The organism is Sedimentibacter sp. (assembly GCF_032080165.1).
Lineage (GTDB): Bacteria > Bacillota > Clostridia > Tissierellales > Sedimentibacteraceae > Sedimentibacter.
The window spans coordinates 71,968-93,760 of record NZ_DAMASY010000012.1 but is presented as its reverse complement, the minus strand read 5'-3'; the positions used below and the strand labels follow the sequence as shown (position 1 = coordinate 93,760).

The 21,793-nt window shown below is 36.6% G+C and carries 21 protein-coding genes, 1 tRNA gene and 1 other annotated feature; all 22 genes read left to right on the top strand.

Annotation, left to right across the window (positions count from 1 at the left end; genetic code table 11):
• Positions 1-63: 63 nt before the first annotated feature.
• The 22 genes from RT412_RS14815 (at position 64) to rplB (ending at position 21,769) form a co-directional block, all read left to right on the top strand.
• Positions 64-711, top strand: coding sequence for a sigma-70 family RNA polymerase sigma factor (locus tag RT412_RS14815; protein ID WP_313342783.1), 648 nt, complete (start codon positions 64-66; stop codon positions 709-711).
• A gap of 239 nt (positions 712-950) precedes the next feature.
• Positions 951-1,026: transfer RNA gene (locus tag RT412_RS14810), tRNA-Thr, on the top strand.
• A gap of 81 nt (positions 1,027-1,107) precedes the next feature.
• Positions 1,108-2,301, top strand: coding sequence for an elongation factor Tu (tuf, locus tag RT412_RS14805; protein WP_313342752.1), 1,194 nt, complete (start codon positions 1,108-1,110; stop codon positions 2,299-2,301).
• A gap of 290 nt (positions 2,302-2,591) precedes the next feature.
• On the top strand, positions 2,592-2,741 hold the full coding sequence (gene rpmG, locus RT412_RS14800; protein ID WP_019227378.1) for a 50S ribosomal protein L33: 150 nt from the start codon (positions 2,592-2,594) through the stop codon (positions 2,739-2,741).
• A 23-nt stretch (positions 2,742-2,764) separates the two neighbouring features.
• Positions 2,765-2,977, top strand: coding sequence for a preprotein translocase subunit SecE (gene secE / locus RT412_RS14795; protein WP_313342780.1), 213 nt, complete (start codon positions 2,765-2,767; stop codon positions 2,975-2,977).
• 15 nt (positions 2,978-2,992) lie between these two features.
• Positions 2,993-3,520, top strand: coding sequence for a transcription termination/antitermination protein NusG (gene nusG, locus RT412_RS14790; protein ID WP_313342777.1), 528 nt, complete (start codon positions 2,993-2,995; stop codon positions 3,518-3,520).
• A 47-nt stretch (positions 3,521-3,567) separates the two neighbouring features.
• A complete protein-coding gene (gene rplK / locus RT412_RS14785) occupies positions 3,568-3,993 on the top strand; it encodes a 50S ribosomal protein L11 (protein ID WP_312814585.1) in 426 nt (141 codons plus the stop codon).
• 55 nt (positions 3,994-4,048) lie between these two features.
• The gene (gene rplA, locus RT412_RS14780) at positions 4,049-4,747 is read left to right on the top strand and encodes a 50S ribosomal protein L1 (protein WP_313342773.1); all 699 of its coding nucleotides are present in this window, start codon (positions 4,049-4,051) and stop codon (positions 4,745-4,747) included.
• A gap of 29 nt (positions 4,748-4,776) precedes the next feature.
• Positions 4,777-4,898 (top strand) — a sequence feature (ribosomal protein L10 leader region).
• Between the two features lie 155 nt (positions 4,899-5,053).
• A complete protein-coding gene (gene rplJ, locus RT412_RS14775; protein ID WP_313342770.1) occupies positions 5,054-5,557 on the top strand; it encodes a 50S ribosomal protein L10 in 504 nt (167 codons plus the stop codon).
• Between the two features lie 64 nt (positions 5,558-5,621).
• On the top strand, positions 5,622-6,005 hold the full coding sequence (gene rplL, locus RT412_RS14770; RefSeq protein WP_313342767.1) for a 50S ribosomal protein L7/L12: 384 nt from the start codon (positions 5,622-5,624) through the stop codon (positions 6,003-6,005).
• A 306-nt stretch (positions 6,006-6,311) separates the two neighbouring features.
• On the top strand, positions 6,312-10,037 hold the full coding sequence (gene rpoB / locus RT412_RS14765) for a DNA-directed RNA polymerase subunit beta (RefSeq protein ID WP_313342944.1): 3,726 nt from the start codon (positions 6,312-6,314) through the stop codon (positions 10,035-10,037).
• A 116-nt stretch (positions 10,038-10,153) separates the two neighbouring features.
• The gene (gene rpoC / locus RT412_RS14760; protein WP_313342764.1) at positions 10,154-13,672 is read left to right on the top strand and encodes a DNA-directed RNA polymerase subunit beta'; all 3,519 of its coding nucleotides are present in this window, start codon (positions 10,154-10,156) and stop codon (positions 13,670-13,672) included.
• Positions 13,673-13,859: 187 nt separating this feature from the next.
• Positions 13,860-14,093 carry a ribosomal L7Ae/L30e/S12e/Gadd45 family protein gene (locus tag RT412_RS14755; protein ID WP_313342761.1) on the top strand — a complete coding sequence of 78 codons (234 nt, stop codon included), beginning with the start codon at positions 13,860-13,862 and terminating at the stop codon, positions 14,091-14,093.
• Between the two features lie 30 nt (positions 14,094-14,123).
• Positions 14,124-14,543 carry a 30S ribosomal protein S12 gene (gene rpsL / locus RT412_RS14750; protein WP_313342758.1) on the top strand — a complete coding sequence of 140 codons (420 nt, stop codon included), beginning with the start codon at positions 14,124-14,126 and terminating at the stop codon, positions 14,541-14,543.
• Between the two features lie 130 nt (positions 14,544-14,673).
• Complete coding sequence (gene rpsG / locus RT412_RS14745) at positions 14,674-15,144, top strand: 30S ribosomal protein S7 (RefSeq protein ID WP_313342755.1); 471 nt, start codon at positions 14,674-14,676, stop codon at positions 15,142-15,144.
• Positions 15,145-15,187: 43 nt separating this feature from the next.
• Positions 15,188-17,254: an elongation factor G gene (fusA, locus tag RT412_RS14740; RefSeq protein ID WP_313342941.1), complete on the top strand. Its 2,067-nt coding sequence runs from the start codon at positions 15,188-15,190 to the stop codon at positions 17,252-17,254.
• 20 nt (positions 17,255-17,274) lie between these two features.
• A complete protein-coding gene (tuf, locus tag RT412_RS14735) occupies positions 17,275-18,468 on the top strand; it encodes an elongation factor Tu (RefSeq protein WP_313342752.1) in 1,194 nt (397 codons plus the stop codon).
• Positions 18,469-18,927: 459 nt separating this feature from the next.
• Entirely contained in the window at positions 18,928-19,239 is a 312-nt protein-coding gene (gene rpsJ / locus RT412_RS14730) for a 30S ribosomal protein S10 (protein ID WP_312814601.1), read from the top strand.
• 89 nt (positions 19,240-19,328) lie between these two features.
• Positions 19,329-19,964 (top strand): 50S ribosomal protein L3, encoded by a 636-nt coding sequence (gene rplC / locus RT412_RS14725; protein ID WP_313342749.1) that lies wholly within the window; start codon positions 19,329-19,331, stop codon positions 19,962-19,964.
• A gap of 23 nt (positions 19,965-19,987) precedes the next feature.
• Complete coding sequence (gene rplD / locus RT412_RS14720; protein WP_313342746.1) at positions 19,988-20,611, top strand: 50S ribosomal protein L4; 624 nt, start codon at positions 19,988-19,990, stop codon at positions 20,609-20,611.
• Positions 20,611-20,901 (top strand): 50S ribosomal protein L23, encoded by a 291-nt coding sequence (rplW, locus tag RT412_RS14715; RefSeq protein ID WP_312814607.1) that lies wholly within the window; start codon positions 20,611-20,613, stop codon positions 20,899-20,901. Before rplD ends, rplW begins: the two co-directional genes overlap by 1 nt.
• A gap of 34 nt (positions 20,902-20,935) precedes the next feature.
• Entirely contained in the window at positions 20,936-21,769 is an 834-nt protein-coding gene (gene rplB, locus RT412_RS14710) for a 50S ribosomal protein L2 (RefSeq protein ID WP_313342741.1), read from the top strand.
• Positions 21,770-21,793 lie beyond the last annotated feature (24 nt).

The window sequence follows — 21,793 nt, the reverse complement described above, 5'->3', positions numbered from 1 at the left end:
TATAATTCTTTGCTTCTTTGTGAAAAAAAATTGCTAATTTAAAAAGTTTAATGGGGGAAATAAATGATAAGTTCTATTAGCATTTTTAGTAATTTGGATTATAAAAAAAGATATGACACACTTTCAGATGAGGAACTTATTCGGGAGATAAAGGATGGCAATGACCATGCCGAAAGGTGTTTGTATAAGAGGTATACGTATATAATTAAAAGGATTACAAGTTCCTTTTTCTTAGTGGGCGGCGGAATAGATGATTTGTTTCAGGAAGCTATGATTGGCTTAATGAAGGCAATAGAAGGGTATAACGAAGAATTGGGAAACAGCTTCCGCGGCTTTGCTGAAGTTTGCATCAGAAGGCAGGTTATTACAGCAATACGTAAAACGAAATCTTATGAAGTATTAAGCAATATTCAGTCAATTAGTGATTACTCCAACAATGATTATGAAATTAATATTGTAGGCTGCTATTCTGATTTAGAAAGATTAAATCCGGAAAATGTAATTATATGTAAGGAAGAAATTAAACAATATTACAGCGTAATGTCAGAACAATTAAGCGAATTCGAAAAGATTGTTTTAACTGAGTATGGAAAGGGTAAGTCATACGTAGAAATATCGGCTTCTTTAAATAAAAGTATAAAATCCATCGATAACGCATTGCAAAGAGCTAAAAAGAAAATAAGCAACAACAGAGAAAAAATATTATGTTAGTAAAAATGGTTAGGTGAATAACCATTTTTTTTTATGCCCTAACCCCATTTTTCAGAGTTTTTCCCCTGCGATGCCCTAACCCCATTTTTCGGAGTTTTTCCCCTGCGATGAGTAACCTCATTTGTACTGCTGCTTTTTTAATATTTGCATGATTTTTGCTATTGATTTATTGTTGTTTTGTGGTATAATGTACATTGACATTTTTATTATGTATTTGATAATAAATACATTGACATAATGCTTGCGTAGCTCAGGCGGTAGAGCACCTCATTGGTAATGAGGAGGTCGGCAGTTCAAGTCTGCTCGTAAGCTCCAAATAACGGCTGATGCCGTAATGGTGACAACTACATAAAAAACAAAATAATAATGAATAATTAGAATTCAGGGAGGAAAGAAATGGCAAAAGCAAAATTTGAAAGAAATAAGCCACACGTAAATATTGGTACCATAGGCCACGTAGACCATGGTAAGACTACATTAACAGCAGCAATCACAATGACTTTAAACAAGAGATACGGAACCGGAGAATTTATAAGCTATGATAATATAGATAAAGCTCCGGAAGAAAGAGAAAGAGGAATTACAATTTCTACAGCACACGTAGAATATGAAACACCAAACAGACACTACGCACACGTAGACTGCCCGGGTCATGCCGACTATGTAAAGAACATGATTACAGGAGCAGCACAAATGGATGGTGGTATAATAGTTGTATCAGCAGCTGACGGTCCAATGCCACAAACAAGAGAACACATCCTGTTATCAAGACAGGTAGGCGTTCCAAAGTTAGTAGTATTCTTAAACAAAGAAGATATGGTTGACGATCCTGAACTAATCGAATTAGTTGAAATGGAAGTAAGAGAATTACTTTCAGAATATGAATTTGACGGAGACAACACACCAATCATAGTAGGATCAGCATTAAAAGCATTAGAAGATCCGGACGGACCATGGGGAGATAAAATACTTAAATTAATGGAAGCAGTTGACGAATGGGTACCAACACCGGAAAGAGATATTGACAAACCATTCTTAATGCCTGTAGAAGATGTATTCTCAATCACAGGAAGAGGAACAGTTGCAACAGGAAGAGTAGAAAGAGGAGTATTGAAGGTTCAGGATAAGATTCAAATAGTAGGATTAGCAGACGAACCAACAGAAACAGTGTGTACAGGTGTAGAAATGTTCAAGAAATTACTTGATCAGGCACAAGCAGGAGATAACATAGGAGCATTACTCAGAGGAGTTCAAAGAACAGAAATCCAAAGAGGTCAAGTACTTGCAAAACCGGGATCAATAACACCACATACAAAATTCAATGCAGAAGTATACGTATTAACAAAAGAAGAAGGTGGAAGACATACACCATTCTTTAACGGATACAGACCACAATTTTATTTCAGAACAACAGACATCACAGGACAAATAGACCTTGAAGAAGGAATAGAAATGTGTATGCCGGGAGACAACTCAAGATTTATAGTTGAGTTAATCCACCCAATCGCCATCGAAGAAGGATTAAGATTCGCTATCAGAGAAGGCGGAAGAACAGTTGGATCTGGAGTTGTTACAAGCATCATAAAATAAGCAATTGATTAACAATTAATAGAAGATAAAAAATAGCTTTCTGACGAAAGCTATTTTTTATGAGATTCCTCACTGCGTTCGGAATGACAAATATTTTCAAAATATATATTGACAATCTGTTTTTATTATTGTAAAATAAATTGCTATAAAAAAAGCTTTTGCTTTGGCAGGGGCTTTTTTTAGTGAGTTCAGTAAACCCTGAAACATTAAAAAAATGTTGACAGTTGAATTTAATTATGATATCTTGATAAAGATAATTGGCTATGTAAACAAGAGTCCGGAGGTGTGGAATGAGAGTAGCAGTTAAGTTAGCTTGCACAGAGTGCAAACAAAGAAACTATGATACAGAAAAAAACAAAAGAGAAAACCCTGAAAGAATAGAGTTGAATAAATACTGCAAGTTCTGTAAAAAACATACTTTACACAAAGAAACAAAATAATAACCGTATTAGAGGTGTTGTAAATGTCAAATAGAGAAAATGAAAAACCAAAATTTTCAAGTAGGGTAAGCAGTTATTTTAAAGGCGTAAGAGCTGAATTAAAAAAAGTAAATTGGCCTACTAAAAAGGAATTAACAAATTATACCGTAGTTGTACTTGCTACTACTTTTGCTATGACACTCGTAATTTGGGGATTAGATCTCATATTCCAGAACTTGGTTGCATTGATTGTATAATAAAGGAGCACTGGTATGAAACAAGAATCTCAAGGATCAAGATGGTATGTAGTTCATACATATTCGGGACATGAGAACAAAGTAAAAGCTAACATCGAAAAGCTTGTAGAAAACAGAGAAATGCAGGATATAATTTTCGAAGTTAGAGTGCCGGTTGAAGAAGTAGCTGAAGTTAAAAACGGCAAGAAAAAAATGAAAGAAAGAAAAATGTTCCCCAGTTATGTAATTATCAAAATGATAATGACTGATGAATCTTGGTATCTTGTAAGAAATACGAGGGGAGTAACCGGCTTTGTCGGTCCGGGGTCTAAACCGGTTCCTTTATCAGATGAAGAAGTTAAGGCGCTTGGTGTTATTGAAAGATTGCCGGCGATTGAACTTGCACCGGGAGATACCATTAAGGTTAAAGAAGGACCATTTGAAGATTTTATTGGTGCTGTTGAAAGCATCAGTCAGGAAAAAAGAAAAATTAAAGCTTTTGTATCAATGTTTGGAAGAGAAACTCTTATCGAACTTGATTATGATCAGATTGAAAAAGTTTAGTACTTTATCAATAGATACATGCGTTTCGTATGAAGGAGGTGCAACATATGGCTAAAAAGGTAACAGCTTTAGTTAAACTGCAAATACCGGCAGGTAAGGCAACACCAGCTCCACCGGTTGGTACAGCGTTAGGACCTCATGGTGTGAATATAATGGGATTTTGTAAAGAATTCAATGCAAAGACAGCTGATCAGGCAGGTATGATTATACCGGTAGTATTAACTGTTTATCAGGATAGATCATTTACATTTATCACAAAAACTCCGCCTGTAGCAGTTCTAATTAAGAAAGCAGTTGGAATCGAAAGCGGTTCGGGAGAACCAAACAAAAAGAAAGTAGCAAAACTTTCTAAAGAAAAATGCGAAGAAATCGCAAAATTAAAAATGCCGGATTTAAATGCCAATACAATTGAAGCAGCTATGAGCTTAGTAGCAGGTACTGCAAGAAGTATGGGTGTAACGGTAGAAAAATAGTAACATGGCACAGTGGAAGGCGATAAGCTGTTAGACCACTAAGGAGGTTAAGGATATGCCAAAGAGAGGAAAGAAATATCAAGACAGTATGAAATCAATTGATAAATTGAAATTATACGACTTGGAGGAAGCTGTAGAAGCAATGCTTACAACAGCAAAAGCTAATTTTGATGAGACTGTAGAAGCTCACGTAAAATTAGGTGTAGATTCAAGACATGCAGACCAACAAGTAAGAGGCGCAGTAGTTCTGCCGCACGGAACAGGTAAAACAGTTCGTGTTTTAGTATTTGCAAAAGGCGATAAAGCTAAGGAAGCTGAAGAAGCCGGAGCAGATTACGTAGGCGAAGCTGAATTGGCTGATAAAATTCAAAAAGAAAACTGGTTTGATTTTGATGTAGTTATAGCAACTCCGGATATGATGGGTGTTGTTGGTAGATTAGGTAGAGTATTAGGTCCTAAAGGATTAATGCCAAACCCAAAATCAGGTACGGTAACATTTGATGTAGCTAAGGCAATTCAGGAGATTAAAGCAGGTAAGGTTGAATACAGATTAGATAAAACTAATATTATTCACGTTCCTGTAGGAAAAAAATCTTTCGGTACACAAAAATTAGTTGACAATATTAAAGCTATTATGGATGCTATAATAAAAGCAAAACCGGCTGCTGCAAAAGGTAAATACTTAAGAAGTGTTACAATAGCAAGCACAATGGGACCTGGAATCAAGCTTAATGCAACAAAACTAATGGATTAATGTATTGACAAGGAACTATGAATTAATATAAAAATTGAATAAAATAACCGCAGACAGTTGGTACTCTTTGAGTTTAATCATCCAACCGAGGTGAGAACATAGATATATTAAAAGTTTCTCTTCGTCTGCGGAGAGATTTTTTATGCCCTAACCCCATTTTTCCGACCAGAGGGAGAGAAAAATGGCGGTAGGTCAAACGCAACAAATTCCCAATTTTTGCGAACGACAGTGAGCAGAAAAATTGGTGAATTTGACTGCGAATACAGATGCAATTAAATTATCTCTATTAAAGAGGAGGTGCAACCCATGAATCAATCAGTTTTAGAACAGAAAAAACAAGTTGTAAGTGAGATAACTGAAAAGTTACGAAATGCTAAATCAGTTGTATTAGTTGAATATAAAGGTTTATCTGTTGAAAAAGCAACTCAGTTAAGAAATAAATACAGAGAAGCAGGTGTAGAATACAAGGTTTACAAAAACACATTAATGCGCTTTGCGTTTGAAGAGTTAGGCTATAAGGATATTACAGTTAATTTGGAAGGACCTAATGCGATTGCTATATCTCAAAACGATGAAATATCTGCTGCTAAAGTTACTAATGACTTTGCTAAAACAAGCAACGATACAATTGTAATAAAAGCAGGTATAGCTGAAGGCAGAGTAATGAATGCTGATGAGGTAAAAGCATTAGCTAACGTTCCACCAAGAGAAATTCTACTTGGACAATTGGCAGGAGTATTACAAGGAAATATCAGAAATCTTGCTTATATGCTTGATCAGATTAGTAAGAAAAACGAAGAAGTAGCATAAACAAAAAACAAACAGTGAAAAATAAACACTGAATAATTAATGAAATAATAGGAGGATATTAAAAATGGCAAGTGAAAAAATCACAAAATTTATTGATGAAATAAAACAATTAACAGTATTAGAATTAAATGAATTAGTAAAAGCAATCGAAGAAGAATTCGGAGTATCAGCAGCAGCTCCTGTAGCAGTTGCAGGTGCAGTAGCTGGCGGCGCAGCAGCTCCGGCTGAAGAAGAAAAAACTGAATTTGACGTAGTACTTTCAAATGCAGGAGCAGGAAAAATTAAAGTTATAAAAGTAGTAAGAGAATTAACAGGTCTTGGATTAAAAGAAGCTAAAGATGCTGTTGATGGAGCGCCTACTACATTGAAAACTGGTGTTTCTAAAGAAGAAGCTGACAAAATGAAAGCTGCTTTAGAAGCTGAAGGCGCATCAGCAGAAATAAAATAATTATTATAATGGGGACATTCCTTTAAGGTCTATCCTCAGGGGCTGACTGTCCTTAAAGGTGTGTCCCCCTTCATTTGACAAAAGGACTTTACAAAAACAGTAAAGTCTTTTTGTAATTTTAAGAAATTATGTATATATTTTCTAAAATAGTCAATAATACTTTAGGTGTTTTTTCTAAAAAATATCGAATATGTAAAAAAATATTGACAAAAAAAATTATTGGTGATATTATTATATATTGCCATGAGCATAAAATGTTGGCATAGAATTTGTATGCCGAAAAAAATTAAACTGAGGGGTGAAAGAATGCCGCATCCTGTGAAAATAGGTAACAGAGTGAGGATGTCTTACTCTAAAATTGATGAGGTTTTAGATTTACCGGATTTAATTGAAGTTCAGAAAAAATCTTATGAATGGTTTTTAAACGAAGGACTTAGAGAGGTTTTTGATGATATTTCGCCAATTGAGGACTATACCGGCAATTTGATTTTGGAATTTGTTGATCATTCTTTATATGGTGAGCCTAAATTCAGTCAGGTCGAATGTAAGGAAAGAGACGCAACATATTCTGTACCGTTAAAATTAAAAGTGAGATTAATTAATAAGGAAACGGGAGAAATCAAGGAGCAAGAAGCTTTCATGGGCGAGTTTCCTCTAATGACTGAAAAAGGTACATTTATAATCAATGGAGCGGAACGTGTTATTGTTAGTCAGTTAGTTAGATCACCAGGTGTTTATTTCAACATGACAAGGGATAAGGTAGGAAAGGAATTATACGAAGCTACGCTTATACCTAATAGAGGTGCATGGCTTGAGTTCGAAACAGATTCCAATGACATTATTTATGTAAGAGTTGACAGAACAAGAAAATTACCTGCCACAGTGCTTGTCAGAGCTATGGGGCTTTCTTCTAATTCTACGATTATTGAAACTTTAGGAGAAACAGAGCAGCTTTTGAAAACGCTTGAAAAGGACAACACTACTAACTCAGATGAAGCTTTGATTGAAATTTACAAAAGATTAAGACCGGGTGAGCCGCCTACATTGGACAGTGCTTCATCATTAATAAATTCTTTATTTTTTGATCCGAAGAGATACGATCTTGCGAAGGTCGGAAGATATAAATTTAATAAGAAACTAAGCTTTGAAAACAGAGTTATCGGGAAAAAAGCTGCCGAAGATATAATTAATACAGAGACAGGCGAAATTTTAATACATAAAAATGATGCAATTGATAGCGAAGCAATATTTAAATTAGAAGCTGCCGGCATTTTTTCTATTAATGTATTAAACTCAGAAGATAAGGTTACTAAAATAGTAACAAATAAATTTGTAGATCCAAAAACATTTGTCTTAGATATAGATTTTGAAAAACTTGGCTTAAAGGAACGAGTTTTCTATCCGGTTATGAAAAAGATACTTGAAGAAAACAGTTCAAGCGAAGATATAGAAAAAGCAATAATAGATAATATGAAGCTTTTATCTCCAAGACACATAATAATTGAAGATATGATTGCTTCAACAAATTATCAATTAGGTTTATTTAAAGGATTAGGTCAGACAGATGATATAGACCATCTTGGCAACAGAAGATTGCGCTCGGTAGGTGAACTTCTTCAAAATCAGGTTAGAGTTGGTTTGTCAAGAATGGAGAGAGTTGTAAGAGAAAGAATGACAATTCAGGACGTTGACGTTGTAACTCCGCAGGTGTTAATTAATATCAGACCTGTATCGGCTGCTATCAAAGAATTTTTTGGTTCCAGCCAGTTGTCACAGTTCATGGATCAAACCAACCCATTGGCAGAATTAACTCACAAAAGAAGAATGTCTGCTTTGGGACCGGGAGGATTGTCAAGAGACAGAGCGAGCTTCGAAGTAAGAGACGTTCACCATTCTCATTATGGCAGGATGTGTCCTATAGAAACTCCTGAAGGTCCAAACATCGGTTTGATAACATCACTTGCAACATATGCAAGAATAAATGACTATGGATTCCTTGAAGCTCCGTACAGAAAAGTAAACAAAGAAACCGGTCAGGTAACAGATATTATAGATTATATTACAGCTGATATAGAAGATACAAAAATCATAGCTCAGTCAAATGAGCCGTTAAATGAAGATGGTTCATTTGAACACACCCGTGTTGTTGTCAGAGGAATTGACGGTGTTAATGAAATAGTTTCAAGAGATATGGTTGATTACATGGAGGTTTCTCCAAAACAGGTTATATCTATTGGAACGGGTATGATTCCGTTCCTTGAAAACGACGATGCTAACCGTGCATTAATGGGTGCCAACATGCAAAGACAGGCAGTTCCTTTATTGATAACAGAAGCGCCATTTATAGGAACCGGCTTGGAATATAAAGCGGCGAAGGATTCAGGTGCTGTTATAGTAGCTGAATGTGACGGTGTTTGTATTTCTGTAACCGCTGCCGAAATTTTAATAAAAAGAAATGACAACGGCATGATTGACAGATATCCGCTGCTTAAATTTAAACGTTCAAACAGCGGTACATGCGTTAATCAAAGACCTATTGTATATCAGGGTGATGAAATTAAAAGGGGTCAGATAATTGCTGACGGTCCTTCTACCGACAATGGGGACATGGCAATAGGTAAAAACCTTCTGATTGGTTTTATGACTTGGGAAGGGTACAACTACGAAGATGCTGTGTTGATGAATGAAAAATTGGTTATGGACGATGTTTTAACATCCGTCCACATAGAAGAATATGAATCAGAAGCAAGAGATACAAAATTAGGTCCTGAAGAAATAACAAGAGATATCCCTAACGTTGGAGATGACTCTTTGAAGGACTTAGATGAAAGAGGAATTATAAGAATAGGAGCTGAGGTTAAATCAGGAGATATTCTTGTAGGTAAAGTAACACCTAAGGGAGAAACAGAGCTTACTGCCGAGGAAAGATTATTAAGGGCAATTTTCGGTGAAAAAGCAAGAGAAGTCAGAGATACTTCATTGAAGGTTCCTCACGGTGAATCAGGTATAATCGTTGACGTAAAAGTGTTTACAAGAGAAAACGGAGACGAATTAAGCCCCGGGGTAAGTAAGATGGTCAGAGTGTACATCGCTACAAAACGTAAAATAAATGTAGGAGATAAAATGTGCGGTCGCCATGGTAATAAGGGTGTTATATCACATATTATGCCGGAGGAAGATATGCCGTTCCTGCCGGATGGTACACCGCTTCAGGTAGTTCTTAATCCCCTTGGAGTTCCTTCGCGTATGAACATCGGTCAGGTGTTGGAAGTGCATCTTGGCTTAGCTGCTAAAAAATTAGGATGGCAAGTTGCTACACCTGTATTTGACGGAGCAGTTGAGGATGATATATGGGATGCTCTTGAAATGGCAGGTTACCCAAGAAGCGGTAAAATTGCCTTAAGAGACGGACGTTCAGGAGAATATTTTGACGGTCCGGTTACTGTTGGCTACATGTATATGCTGAAGCTTCACCATTTGGTTGATGATAAGATACATGCTCGTTCAACAGGACCTTATTCGTTGGTTACTCAACAGCCATTGGGTGGTAAAGCACAATTCGGAGGACAAAGATTCGGTGAAATGGAAGTTTGGGCATTGGAAGCATATGGGGCTGCTCATACATTGCAGGAAATCCTGACTGTTAAATCAGACGATGTTAACGGTAGGGTTAAAACATATGAAGCCATTGTTAAAGGTGAAAATATTCCGGAACCGGGTATCCCTGAATCATTTAAGGTACTTGTAAAAGAATTACAAAGCTTGTCTCTGGATATTAAGATAATTACCAGTGAACAGGATGAAGTTGAAATAGTCGACACTATGGATATTGACGATGATTTACCGGTTGATGGTGAAAATTTAAGTGATGTAAGATATGTTGACGAAGATGGAATGAATATTGTTGAAGATGAGTCAGATACCGAAGTTTCAGACAATGTTGAAGATGTGGAGGATATTGATGACATAGATATCTATGACGAAGACATTGATTTAGATAACGACGATTATAACAGCGATGATGATTATTAAGGAAGTGGGACACACCTTTAATGAAGAGATAATCTTTGCGGGTAAGCATTAAAGGAATGTCCCCAAATAAACAAGGACCGATTGAAATAAAATTTTAAATGAAGGGAGCGAACTCCTTGATAGATTACAATAATTTTGAATCAATAAGAATTGGCTTGGCATCCCCTGACAAGATTAGACAATGGTCAAGAGGAGAAGTTAAAAAACCGGAAACAATAAATTACCGTACATTAAAGCCCGAAAAGGATGGTCTGTTTTGTGAAAAAATATTCGGACCGACTAAGGACTGGGAATGTCATTGCGGAAAGTATAAAAGAGTCAGATATAAAGGTGTAGTTTGTGACCGCTGCGGAGTAGAGGTTACAAAAGCAAAGGTAAGAAGAGAGAGAATGGGACACATAGAGCTTGCTGCTCCTGTTTCCCACATATGGTACTTTAAAGGTATCCCGTCCCGACTGGGATTGATACTTGACATGTCTCCGAGAGCTTTAGAAAAAATACTGTATTTTGCACAGTATGTTGTTACAGAAGCAGGAGATACATCTCTGTCCGAAAAACAGCTTTTGACTGAAATGGAATACAGAGAGTATAAAGATCATTATAAAAATGCTTTTAAAGCTGAAATGGGTGCAGAAGCAATTAAAAAGCTTCTTGAAAAAATAGACCTTGAAAAAGAATCGGAAGAATTAAAATCACAGCTTAGAGACAGCAAGGGTCAGAAGAAAATAAGAATAACAAGAAGGTTGGAAGTTATTGAGGCATTCAGAGTTTCAGGCAACAGACCTGAATGGATGGTGCTTGATGTGATTCCCGTAATTCCGCCCGAATTAAGACCTATGGTTCAGCTTGACGGTGGAAGATTTGCTACATCTGATTTAAACGACCTTTACAGAAGAGTTATAAACAGAAACAACAGATTAAAAAGATTGCTTGATTTAGGTGCTCCTGACATAATCGTAAGAAACGAAAAAAGAATGCTTCAGGAAGCAGTTGATGCTTTAATAGATAACGGAAGACGCGGCAGACCTGTAACAGGTCCGGGAAACAGACCTTTAAAATCTCTTTCGGATATGCTTAAAGGTAAACAAGGTCGATTCAGACAAAACTTACTTGGTAAGAGAGTTGACTACTCAGGACGTTCTGTTATAGTTGTCGGTCCCGAGCTCAGATTCAATCAATGCGGTTTGCCGAAAAAGATGGCGCTTGAATTATTTAAGCCGTTTGTAATGAAAAAGTTAGTTGAAAACGGAACAGCTCACAATATTAAGAGCGCGAAGAAAAAGGTTGAAAAAGTTGACACTGCAGTTTGGGATGTATTAGATGAAATAATTAAGGACCACACTGTTATGTTAAACCGTGCTCCTACACTTCACAGATTAGGTATTCAATCTTTTGAGCCTGTCCTTGTAGAAGGAAAAGCGATTAAGCTGCATCCGTTAGTATGTACTGCTTATAATGCGGACTTCGACGGTGACCAGATGGCTGTTCACGTACCATTGTCAGTTGAAGCACAGGCAGAGTCAAGATTTTTGATGATGTCTACAAATAACATTTTAGCTCCAAAGGACGGAAGACCTATTACAACTCCTACACAGGATATGGTTCTTGGAAGCTACTACATGACCCTTGAAATAGAAAATTCAAAAGGTCATGGAATGGTATTTAAGGATTATGATGAAATGATGATGGCATATTTCAATAATAACATTGACCTGCATGCCAGAGTTAAAATAAGAAAAACAATTGACGGAGAAACAAGATACGTTGAAAGCACTGTAGGAAGATTTGTTTTTAATGAAAATGTACCTCAGGACCTTGGTTTTGTAGACAGAGAAAAAGATAAATTCTCTCTTGAAGTAGACAAGACGGTTACTAAGAAATCATTAGAAGAAATAATATACAGATGCTTCAGAAAATACGGAAACTCTAAAACAGCTGACGTATTGGACGGTATCAAATCTACAGGATATAAATATTCAACAAGAGGAGCTATTACTATAAGCGTAAGCGATATAACAGTTCCTGAAGAAAAGAAAGAGTTTATTGAAAAAGCCGAAAAACAAGTTATCGAATACGAGAAAAAATACCGAAGAGGTTTGATGACTGATGAAGAAAGATATGAAAATGTAATTAAAATTTGGAACCAGACAACAGAGGATGTAACAAACGCACTTATGGATAATCTGGACCCGCTGAATTCTATTTACATCATGTCGGTATCAGGAGCCCGTGGAGGACGTAACCAGATTAAACAGCTTGCAGGTATGCGTGGTCTTATGGCAAGTGCCGTGGGTAAGACGGTTGAGGTACCGGTTAAGTCAAACTTTCGTGAAGGACTTTCAGTTCTTGAGTTCTTCTTGTCAGCAACAGGTGCTCGTAAGGGATTAACTGATACAGCTTTAAGAACAGCCGATTCAGGTTACTTAACAAGAAGATTGGTTGACGTAAGTCAGGATGTCATAGTAAGAGAAATTAATTGCGGAACAACTGACGGTATAGAAGTTGAAGCTTTTGTTGACGGTAAGGAAGTTATAGAAGAATTAAGCGAAAGATGTTCAGATAGATATGCCTCTGATGATGTTATAAACCCTGAAACTGGCGAAGTAATGGTTAAGTCAGGTGAGTTTATATCAGAAGAAACAGCACACAAAATACAAAATTCCGGCATTAAAAAGGTTAAGGTAAGATCAGTTCTTACTTGTAAAACTCCACACGGTGTGTGTTCAAAATGCTACGGTACTAACCTTGCAACAGGCAAGCTGGTTAATGTGGGAGGAGCTGTTGGTATCATAGCTGCTCAGTCAATCGGAGAACCGGGTACACAGCTTACAATGCGTACATTCCATACGGGAGGTATAGCTGCAGCAAGTGATATTACTCAAGGTTTGCCGCGTATAGAAGAGCTTTTTGAGGCAAGAAAGCCAAAAGGTCAGGCGATTATTTCCGAGATACCGGGTAAAATTACATTAACAGAAAAAGTCCATAAGAGAGAAGTTACCGTTACTAATAATGAAACGGTGGAAAGCAAGACGTATTTGATACCTTATGGTTCTAAAATATTGGTTAATGACGGTGATTACATTGAAGCTGGTGATAAGATTACCGAAGGGTCAATAAATCCGCACGATATATTGAACATAAAGGGCATGAAAGCACTTGAGTCATACATCCTTATGGAAGTTCAAAGAGTTTACAGAATGCAGGGTGTTGATATCAGTGACAAGCACGTTGAAGTAATCATAAGACAGATGGTTAATAAAGTTCGTATTGAAAATTCAGGGGATACATCTCTTCTTCCGGGAAGCTTGGTATCAACATTTGAATTCAAAGAACAAAATGACAAAGCAACAGCAGAAGGTTCAGAGCCTGCAACAGGTGAAGTTGCCCTATTAGGTATAACAAAATCATCTTTGGCTACAGATTCTTTCCTTGCATCTGCATCATTCCAGGAAACAACAAGAGTACTTACGGATGCAGCTACTAAAGGTAAGGTTGACAACTTGATCGGTCTTAAAGAAAATGTAATTATCGGAAAACTGATTCCTGCAGGAACAGGTATGAAAAAATACAGAAACATTGGAATAACAAGCAATGATGTTGAAGTAGAAAAAGACGAAATTGCGGTAAGCGAATAACAAAAAAATAATTGACATCTAATTTTATAGATGATAGAATACTTGAGTGCAAAAAGGTGTGGGGACACACCTTTAGGTAGGGATAGACTTTGGAGATTAGCCCAAAGGAATGTCCCCAATTTATAAATAAATCAAAGTTCATGGGGGTTATACCCCATGAACTGAATATGTTTATAAAGGTGAAGAAATGGATACAGATAAAAAAATAGTAATCGGAAAGAAGCAGACTTTGAGAGCTTTGCACAGAGACGAAGCTCAAAGGATTTATATATCAAAGGATGCTGATTTGCATGTTACTAAACCTATTACAGATGTTTGCAAGGAAAAAAATATAGAAATAATATATTTTGATAGCATGAAAGAGCTTGGAGCGTCTGTAGGTATCAATGTAAACGCAGCGGCTGCTGCCGTTTTAAAATAAATTAACATTAATAAAAAAGGAGGTGCACGAATGCCATCAATTAACCAGTTAGTGAGAAAAGGAAGACAACAAGTTACTTATAAATCCGATTCTCCAGCGCTAAATGTAAGCTATAATACTCTTCAAAAAAAGATGAATGAATCTAATTCACCACAAAAAAGAGGTGTATGTACTTCAGTTAAAACTGTAACACCAAAGAAACCAAACTCAGCTCTTAGAAAAATTGCCAGAGTTAAATTAACAACAGGTGTTGAAGTAACTGCATACATCCCGGGTGTAGGCCACAACTTACAGGAACACAGTGTTGTTCTTATAAGAGGCGGAAGAGTTAAAGACTTACCAGGGGTTAGATATCACATTATAAGAGGTACCCTTGATACAGCTGGTGTTGCTAAAAGAAAACAAGCAAGATCCAAATATGGAGCTAAAAGGGAAAAAGCAAAGAAATAATAAGATGATTCCGGCACACTATGCTTAGGTTATGATGCATAAAATGCGCCATAATATATAGTTGTGCACGACGGCATTAAATTATTGTCGAGTACCTGTGAATTAAAATTATATTAAGGAGGGAAGCAAAGTGCCAAGAAAAGGTCACATACCTAAAAGACAAGTAATGGAAGATCCTATCTACAAAGATAAGGTAGTTTCCAAATTGATTAACCAACTAATGTACGATGGTAAAAAAGGTGTTGCTCAAAAAATTGTTTATGATGCATTTGACATTATAAGAGAAAAAACAGGTGAAGAACCAATTGAGGTATTTACTAAAGCAATGAACAACATCATGCCGGTACTTGAGGTTAAAGCAAGAAGAGTCGGCGGAGCAACTTATCAGGTTCCTGTCGAAGTTAGACCAGAGAGAAGACAGACTTTAGGATTAAGATGGCTTGTAGGTTATTCTCGTAAAAGAGGAGAAAAAACCATGCGTGAAAAGCTTGCAAAAGAATTAATGGATGCAGCTAACAACGTAGGAGCAAGCGTTAAGAAAAGAGAAGATACACATAAAATGGCAGAGGCTAATAAAGCATTTGCACACTTTAGATGGTAATAATCTAAGTAGTAAGATTTTATTCGCAGCGTGAAGGAGGGAAATAATGAGAGAATATTCTTTAGAGAATACAAGAAATATCGGTATTATGGCGCATATTGATGCGGGAAAAACAACTACTACCGAAAGAATCCTGTTCTATACCGGGAAAATTCATAAAGTAGGCGAAACTCATGAAGGTGCATCTCAGATGGATTGGATGGCGCAAGAGCAGGAAAGAGGAATTACAATAACTTCAGCTGCTACTACTTGTCATTGGAAAGATGTAAGAATTAACATTATAGATACACCAGGTCACGTAGACTTTACAGTTGAAGTTGAGAGATCATTGAGAGTACTTGATGGAGCAGTAACAGTATTTGATGCTAAAATGGGGGTTGAGCCCCAGTCAGAAACTGTTTGGAGACAGGCAGATAAATATCATGTACCAAGAATTTGTTTTATAAACAAAATGGATAAATTAGGTGCAAATTTCTTCTACTCATTAGGTACAATTGTTGACAGATTAAAAGCTAATGCTGTTGCAATTCAGTTACCAATCGGGGTTGAAGAAAACTTCAGAGCAATAATAGATTTAGTTGAAATGAAAACTATAAACTATGGAAACGATGAAGGAACAGACATTACTATTACTGAGATACCGGAAGAATATATAGATCAAGCAAATGAATACAGAGAAAAATTAATTGAAGCTATTGCAGATACTGATGAAACATTGATGGAAAAATACTTAAACGGTGAAGAAATTACTGTTGAAGAAATCAAAAAAGCTGTCAGAACTGCAACTACTAATGTTAAGATAATTCCTGTAATTTGCGGTACTTCATATAAACATAAAGGTGTTAGATTGATGTTGGATGCAGTAGTTGACTACTTGCCAAGTCCGATTGATGTGCCACAAATGAAAGGTTTTAACCCTGATACAAAAGAGGAAATACCTGTAGGAATTAAGGACGAAGATCCTTTAGCAGCATTAGCATTCAAAATAATGACTGACCCATTTGTTGGAAAACTTACTTTCTTTAGAATTTATGGCGGAACATTAGAATCAGGAAGCTATGTATTAAATTCTACTAAAAACAAGAAAGAAAGAATTGGTCGTATTCTTCAGATGCATGCAAACAAAAGAGAAGAAATTAAGACATCTTATTCAGGAGACATAGAAGCAGCAGTAGGTTTGAAGTTTACTACTACCGGAGATACATTGTGTGATCCGGAACACCCGGTTGTGTTAGAATCTATGGAATTCCCGGAACCGGTTATCGAAGTAGCTATTGAGCCTAAGACTAAAGCAGGTCAGGAAAAAATGGGTATCGGTCTTCAGAAACTTGCTGAAGAGGACCCTACATTCAAGACATATACAAATCCTGATACGGGACAGACAATTATTGCAGGTATGGGCGAATTGCATTTGGAAATAATCGTAGATAGGTTATTAAGAGAATTTAAGGTTGAAGCAAATGTAGGGAAGCCACAAGTATCTTACAAAGAAACAGTTACAAGTAATGCAGATGTTGACGTTAAGTATGCAAGACAATCCGGTGGTAAAGGACAATACGGTCACGTTAAAATCACTATGGAACCACAAGAACCGGGTAAAGGTATTGAATTTGTTAATTCAATTGTTGGTGGAGCTATTCCAAGAGAATATATTCCAGCTGTCGAAGCCGGAATCAGAGGTGCAGCCGAAAACGGTGTGCTTGCAGGATTCCCTGTTATTGATTTTAAAGTAACATTGTATGATGGTTCATACCACGAAGTAGACTCAAGTGAAATGGCATTTAAGATTGCCGGTTCTATGGCATTCAAGGAAGCAATGAAAAAAGCATCACCGGTATTGTTAGAACCATACATGAAAGTTGAAATAACTACTCCTGAAGAATACTTAGGAGACGTTATGGGAGACGCTAACTCAAGAAGAGGCAGAATCGAAGGGTTCTCAGATAGAAATGGAATTAAGGTAGTAGATGCTTTTGTTCCGTTGTCAGAAATGTTTGGTTATGCAACTACCTTAAGATCTATGACTCAGGGTAGAGCAAGTTACTCAATGGAATTCCATCACTATGAAAGAGTTCCAAACAGTGTCGCTGAAAAAATAATAAATAAATAAACCTATAGGAGGATAAAGAAATGGCAAAAGCAAAATTTGAAAGAAATAAGCCACACGTAAATATTGGTACCATAGGCCACGTAGACCATGGTAAGACTACATTAACAGCAGCAATCACAATGACTTTAAACAAGAGATACGGAACCGGAGAATTTATAAGCTATGATAATATAGATAAAGCTCCGGAAGAAAGAGAAAGAGGAATTACAATTTCTACAGCACACGTAGAATATGAAACACCAAACAGACACTACGCACACGTAGACTGCCCGGGTCATGCCGACTATGTAAAGAACATGATTACAGGAGCAGCACAAATGGATGGTGGTATAATAGTTGTATCAGCAGCTGACGGTCCAATGCCACAAACAAGAGAACACATCCTGTTATCAAGACAGGTAGGCGTTCCAAAGTTAGTAGTATTCTTAAACAAAGAAGATATGGTTGACGATCCTGAACTAATCGAATTAGTTGAAATGGAAGTAAGAGAATTACTTTCAGAATATGAATTTGACGGAGACAACACACCAATCATAGTAGGATCAGCATTAAAAGCATTAGAAGATCCGGACGGACCATGGGGAGATAAAATACTTAAATTAATGGAAGCAGTTGACGAATGGGTACCAACACCGGAAAGAGATATTGACAAACCATTCTTAATGCCTGTAGAAGATGTATTCTCAATCACAGGAAGAGGAACAGTTGCAACAGGAAGAGTAGAAAGAGGAGTATTGAAGGTTCAGGATAAGATTCAAATAGTAGGATTAGCAGACGAACCAACAGAAACAGTGTGTACAGGTGTAGAAATGTTCAAGAAATTACTTGATCAGGCACAAGCAGGAGATAACATAGGAGCATTACTCAGAGGAGTTCAAAGAACAGAAATCCAAAGAGGTCAAGTACTTGCAAAACCGGGATCAATAACACCACATACAAAATTCAATGCAGAAGTATACGTATTAACAAAAGAAGAAGGTGGAAGACATACACCATTCTTTAACGGATACAGACCACAATTTTATTTCAGAACAACAGACATCACAGGACAAATAGACCTTGAAGAAGGAATAGAAATGTGTATGCCGGGAGACAACTCAAGATTTATAGTTGAGTTAATCCACCCAATCGCCATCGAAGAAGGATTAAGATTCGCTATCAGAGAAGGCGGAAGAACAGTTGGATCTGGAGTTGTTACAAGCATCATAAAATAAGCAATTGATTAACAATTAATAGAAGATAAAAAATAGCTTTCTGACGAAAGCTATTTTTTATGAGATTCCTCACTGCGTTCGGAATGACAAAACCAGCGGTTATTTTGTCATCCTGAGCGACAGCGAAAAATCTCACCAATTGCCCATCTATAGCATATCTATAGCCGATCTATTGTTAACGGAATGTAATATTTATTAAGTTTTCGCAATAAATTAAAAAAAATAAAATTTATGCTTGATTTATACGGTTAATTGGTATATTATAATAAAGCTTGCCACATGCGATGACGTAAAAGGTTGCTGATTTTACAATGAAATCAGGTAATTTTTGCAGAGTATGTCCTGTTATAAAACAGGGCGACCGGTATTGCGATTTTAAAAAAAATTAGGATACACCCGGCTGGGTTTATCGACGCAATTCCGAGTTGTATGGATGACATACGAAGAAGGAGGTAAAAAATGGCAAACGCACAGAAAATAAGAATTAGGTTGAAAGCTTATGATCATCAATTAATTGATCAATCTGCACAAAAAATCGTGGAAACAGCTAAAAGTACAGGTGCAACTGTAGCAGGTCCTATCCCGCTGCCGACAGAAAAACAAGTTATCACAATACTTAGAGCAGTTCACAAGTACAAAGATTCCAGAGAGCAGTTTGAACAAAGAACTCATAAAAGATTGATAGACATAACCAACCCTACTCCAAAAACTGTAGATTCATTGATGAAATTGAATTTGCCTGCTGGTGTAGACATTGAAATCAAATTATAAGAAAAAGTAGAGAGAAATATATTAAATATACACTCTGCTTAGAATGATTACCATAGTGTAATCCGCTGTAAGAAAATAGGAGGTGTAAGATGAAAGCAATTCTTGGTAAAAAAGTCGGGATGACTCAGGTGTTTACAGAACAAGGAGACGTTGTTCCTGTAACAGTTGTTGAATCAGGCAATATGGTTGTGGTTCAAAAAAAGACAGTTGAAAAAGATGGCTACAATGCTATTCAAGTTGGCTTTGGTGACATTAAATTAAAGAATGTTAATAAACCTAAAAAAGGTCATTTTGATAAATCAAAAGTAGAACCAAAAAGATTTTTAAGAGAATTCAGAGTTGACAACATTGATGACTATGAAGTAGGTCAGGCAATCGGTGTTGATATTTTCCAAGTTGGAGAAAAAGTAGACGTTGTAGGAATTTCCAAAGGTAAGGGATTCCAAGGAAGTATTAAAAGACACGGACACCATACAGGTGATGCCAGCCACGGTTCAAAATTCCACAGATTAAGAGGTTCTTTAGGAGCTTCGGCAGGTGTTGGAAGAGTAGTAAAAGGCACAAAAGCTCATGGGCATATGGGTCATGAAAAAGTAACAGTATTAAACCTTGAAGTAATAAGAGTTGACGCTGACAAGAACGCGATACTTTTAAAAGGTGCAATACCGGGACCTAAAAAAGGTTTAGTAAAAATAAGAGAAGCAGTTAGAAATTATAGTAAATAATTGCACGGAAAGGAGGATTAAAGATGCCAAAAGTAGCTCTTTATGATATAAAAGGCAGCCAGGTCGGAGAAATTGAATTAAATGATTCTGTATTTGGTGTAGAAGTAAATACGCATGTAATGTATGAAGCTGTAAAAAATTATTTGGCTAATCAAAGACAAGGAACTCAATCAGCAAAGACAAGAGCTGATGTAAGAGGCGGCGGAAGAAAACCTTGGAGACAAAAAGGAACAGGAAGAGCAAGACAAGGTAGTATAAGAGCACCGCAATGGAAAGGCGGCGGAGTTGTATTTGCTCCAAAACCGAGAGATTACAGCTATTCGATTCCTAAAAAAGTTAAAAGATTGGCACTTAAATCAGCATTAAGTTCAAAAGTTCAAGATCAAGAAATAATTGTTGTAGATAGCTTAACGCTTGAACAAGCAAAAACAAAAGAAATGGTTAAGGTGTTGCAAAATCTTAAAGCAAACAAAAAGACATTAATAGTTATTCCTGAAAGAGATGAAACTGTAGTTAGATCTGCAGCGAACATTCCGGGAGTAAAGACAGCATATGTTAACACAATCAATGTTTATGACATTTTAAACTGTGATTCTTTCTTAATTACAAAAGAAGCAGTTAATAAAGTGGAGGAGGTGTACGCATAATGCGCGATCCACACGATATCATAAAAAAACCTATAGTAACAGAAGCAAGTATGGATGCAATGGCAGAAAAAAAATACACTTTTGTTGTTGATAAAAAGGCTAATAAAACAGAAATTAAAAATGCAGTGGAAAAAATATTCGGAGTTAAAGTAGCAAGTGTAAACACAATGAATATGCTTGGAAAAACAAAAAGACAAGGCATACATGTGGGTAAAAGAGCTGACTGGAAAAAAGCTATTGTTACTTTAACACAAGAAAGCAAAACAATAGAATTCTTCGAAGGAATTTAAACGTTAATAAATTGAAAAAAAGGAGGAAAATCTCATGGGTATTAGAAAATACAGACCAACCTCTCCGGCGTTGAGACAAATGACTGTTTCAACATTTGAAGAAATTACAACTAATGAACCTGAGAAATCTCTTTTAGCTCCATTAAAAAGTAAAGCCGGAAGAAACGCGCACGGAAGAATAACTGTACGTCATCAAGGCGGTGGAGAAAAGAGAAAATATAGAATCATAGATTTCAAAAGAAATAAAGACGGAGTACCGGGCAAAGTTGCAACAATCGAGTATGATCCTAACAGAAGCGCAAACATAGCACTTATTAATTATGTAGATGGAGAAAAAAGATATATTATCGCTCCTTATAAATTAGTAGTTGGTGATACTATCGTTTCAGGACCGGATGCAGACATTAAAATCGGTAACGCACTTCCGGTTAGAAACATCCCTGTAGGTACAATGATTCACAACATCGAATTAAAACCTGGCAAAGGTGCTCAAATGGTACGTTCAGCCGGAAATGCAGCACAGCTTATGGCTAAGGAAGGCAAATATGCACAAGTTAGATTACCAAGCGGTGAAGTTAGAATGATCAGTATGGACTGCAGAGCGACAATCGGTCAAGTAGGAAATTTGGATCATGAGAATATAACAATCGGTAAAGCAGGCAGAAAGAGACATATGGGCATCAGACCTACAGTAAGAGGTTCTGTAATGAACCCTAACGATCACCCTCACGGTGGTGGTGAAGGTAGATCTCCTATAGGTAGAACAGGACCTGTAACACCTTGGGGTAAACCTGCACTCGGGTTTAAAACTCGTAAGAAGAATAAGAAATCTGACAAGATGATCGTTAAGAGAAGAAACGTTAAATAGTAATCAGGTTTTGTGAAAGGAGGA

Bases quoted from the DNA above. Each gene is read 5' to 3' on its own strand.
- RT412_RS14815 (WP_313342783.1), top strand. From the start codon at position 64: ATGATAAGTTCTATTAGCATTTTTAGTAATTTGGATTATAAAAAAAGA.
- tuf (WP_313342752.1), top strand. From the start codon at position 1,108: ATGGCAAAAGCAAAATTTGAAAGAAATAAGCCACACGTAAATATTGGT.
- rpmG (WP_019227378.1), top strand. From the start codon at position 2,592: ATGAGAGTAGCAGTTAAGTTAGCTTGCACAGAGTGCAAACAAAGAAAC.
- secE (WP_313342780.1), top strand. From the start codon at position 2,765: ATGTCAAATAGAGAAAATGAAAAACCAAAATTTTCAAGTAGGGTAAGC.
- nusG (WP_313342777.1), top strand. From the start codon at position 2,993: ATGAAACAAGAATCTCAAGGATCAAGATGGTATGTAGTTCATACATAT.
- rplK (WP_312814585.1), top strand. From the start codon at position 3,568: ATGGCTAAAAAGGTAACAGCTTTAGTTAAACTGCAAATACCGGCAGGT.
- rplA (WP_313342773.1), top strand. From the start codon at position 4,049: ATGCCAAAGAGAGGAAAGAAATATCAAGACAGTATGAAATCAATTGAT.
- rplJ (WP_313342770.1), top strand. From the start codon at position 5,054: ATGAATCAATCAGTTTTAGAACAGAAAAAACAAGTTGTAAGTGAGATA.
- rplL (WP_313342767.1), top strand. From the start codon at position 5,622: ATGGCAAGTGAAAAAATCACAAAATTTATTGATGAAATAAAACAATTA.
- rpoB (WP_313342944.1), top strand. From the start codon at position 6,312: ATGCCGCATCCTGTGAAAATAGGTAACAGAGTGAGGATGTCTTACTCT.
- RT412_RS14755 (WP_313342761.1), top strand. From the start codon at position 13,860: ATGGATACAGATAAAAAAATAGTAATCGGAAAGAAGCAGACTTTGAGA.
- rpsL (WP_313342758.1), top strand. From the start codon at position 14,124: ATGCCATCAATTAACCAGTTAGTGAGAAAAGGAAGACAACAAGTTACT.
- tuf (WP_313342752.1), top strand. From the start codon at position 17,275: ATGGCAAAAGCAAAATTTGAAAGAAATAAGCCACACGTAAATATTGGT.
- rpsJ (WP_312814601.1), top strand. From the start codon at position 18,928: ATGGCAAACGCACAGAAAATAAGAATTAGGTTGAAAGCTTATGATCAT.
- rplC (WP_313342749.1), top strand. From the start codon at position 19,329: ATGAAAGCAATTCTTGGTAAAAAAGTCGGGATGACTCAGGTGTTTACA.
- rplD (WP_313342746.1), top strand. From the start codon at position 19,988: ATGCCAAAAGTAGCTCTTTATGATATAAAAGGCAGCCAGGTCGGAGAA.
- rplW (WP_312814607.1), top strand. From the start codon at position 20,611: ATGCGCGATCCACACGATATCATAAAAAAACCTATAGTAACAGAAGCA.
- rplB (WP_313342741.1), top strand. From the start codon at position 20,936: ATGGGTATTAGAAAATACAGACCAACCTCTCCGGCGTTGAGACAAATG.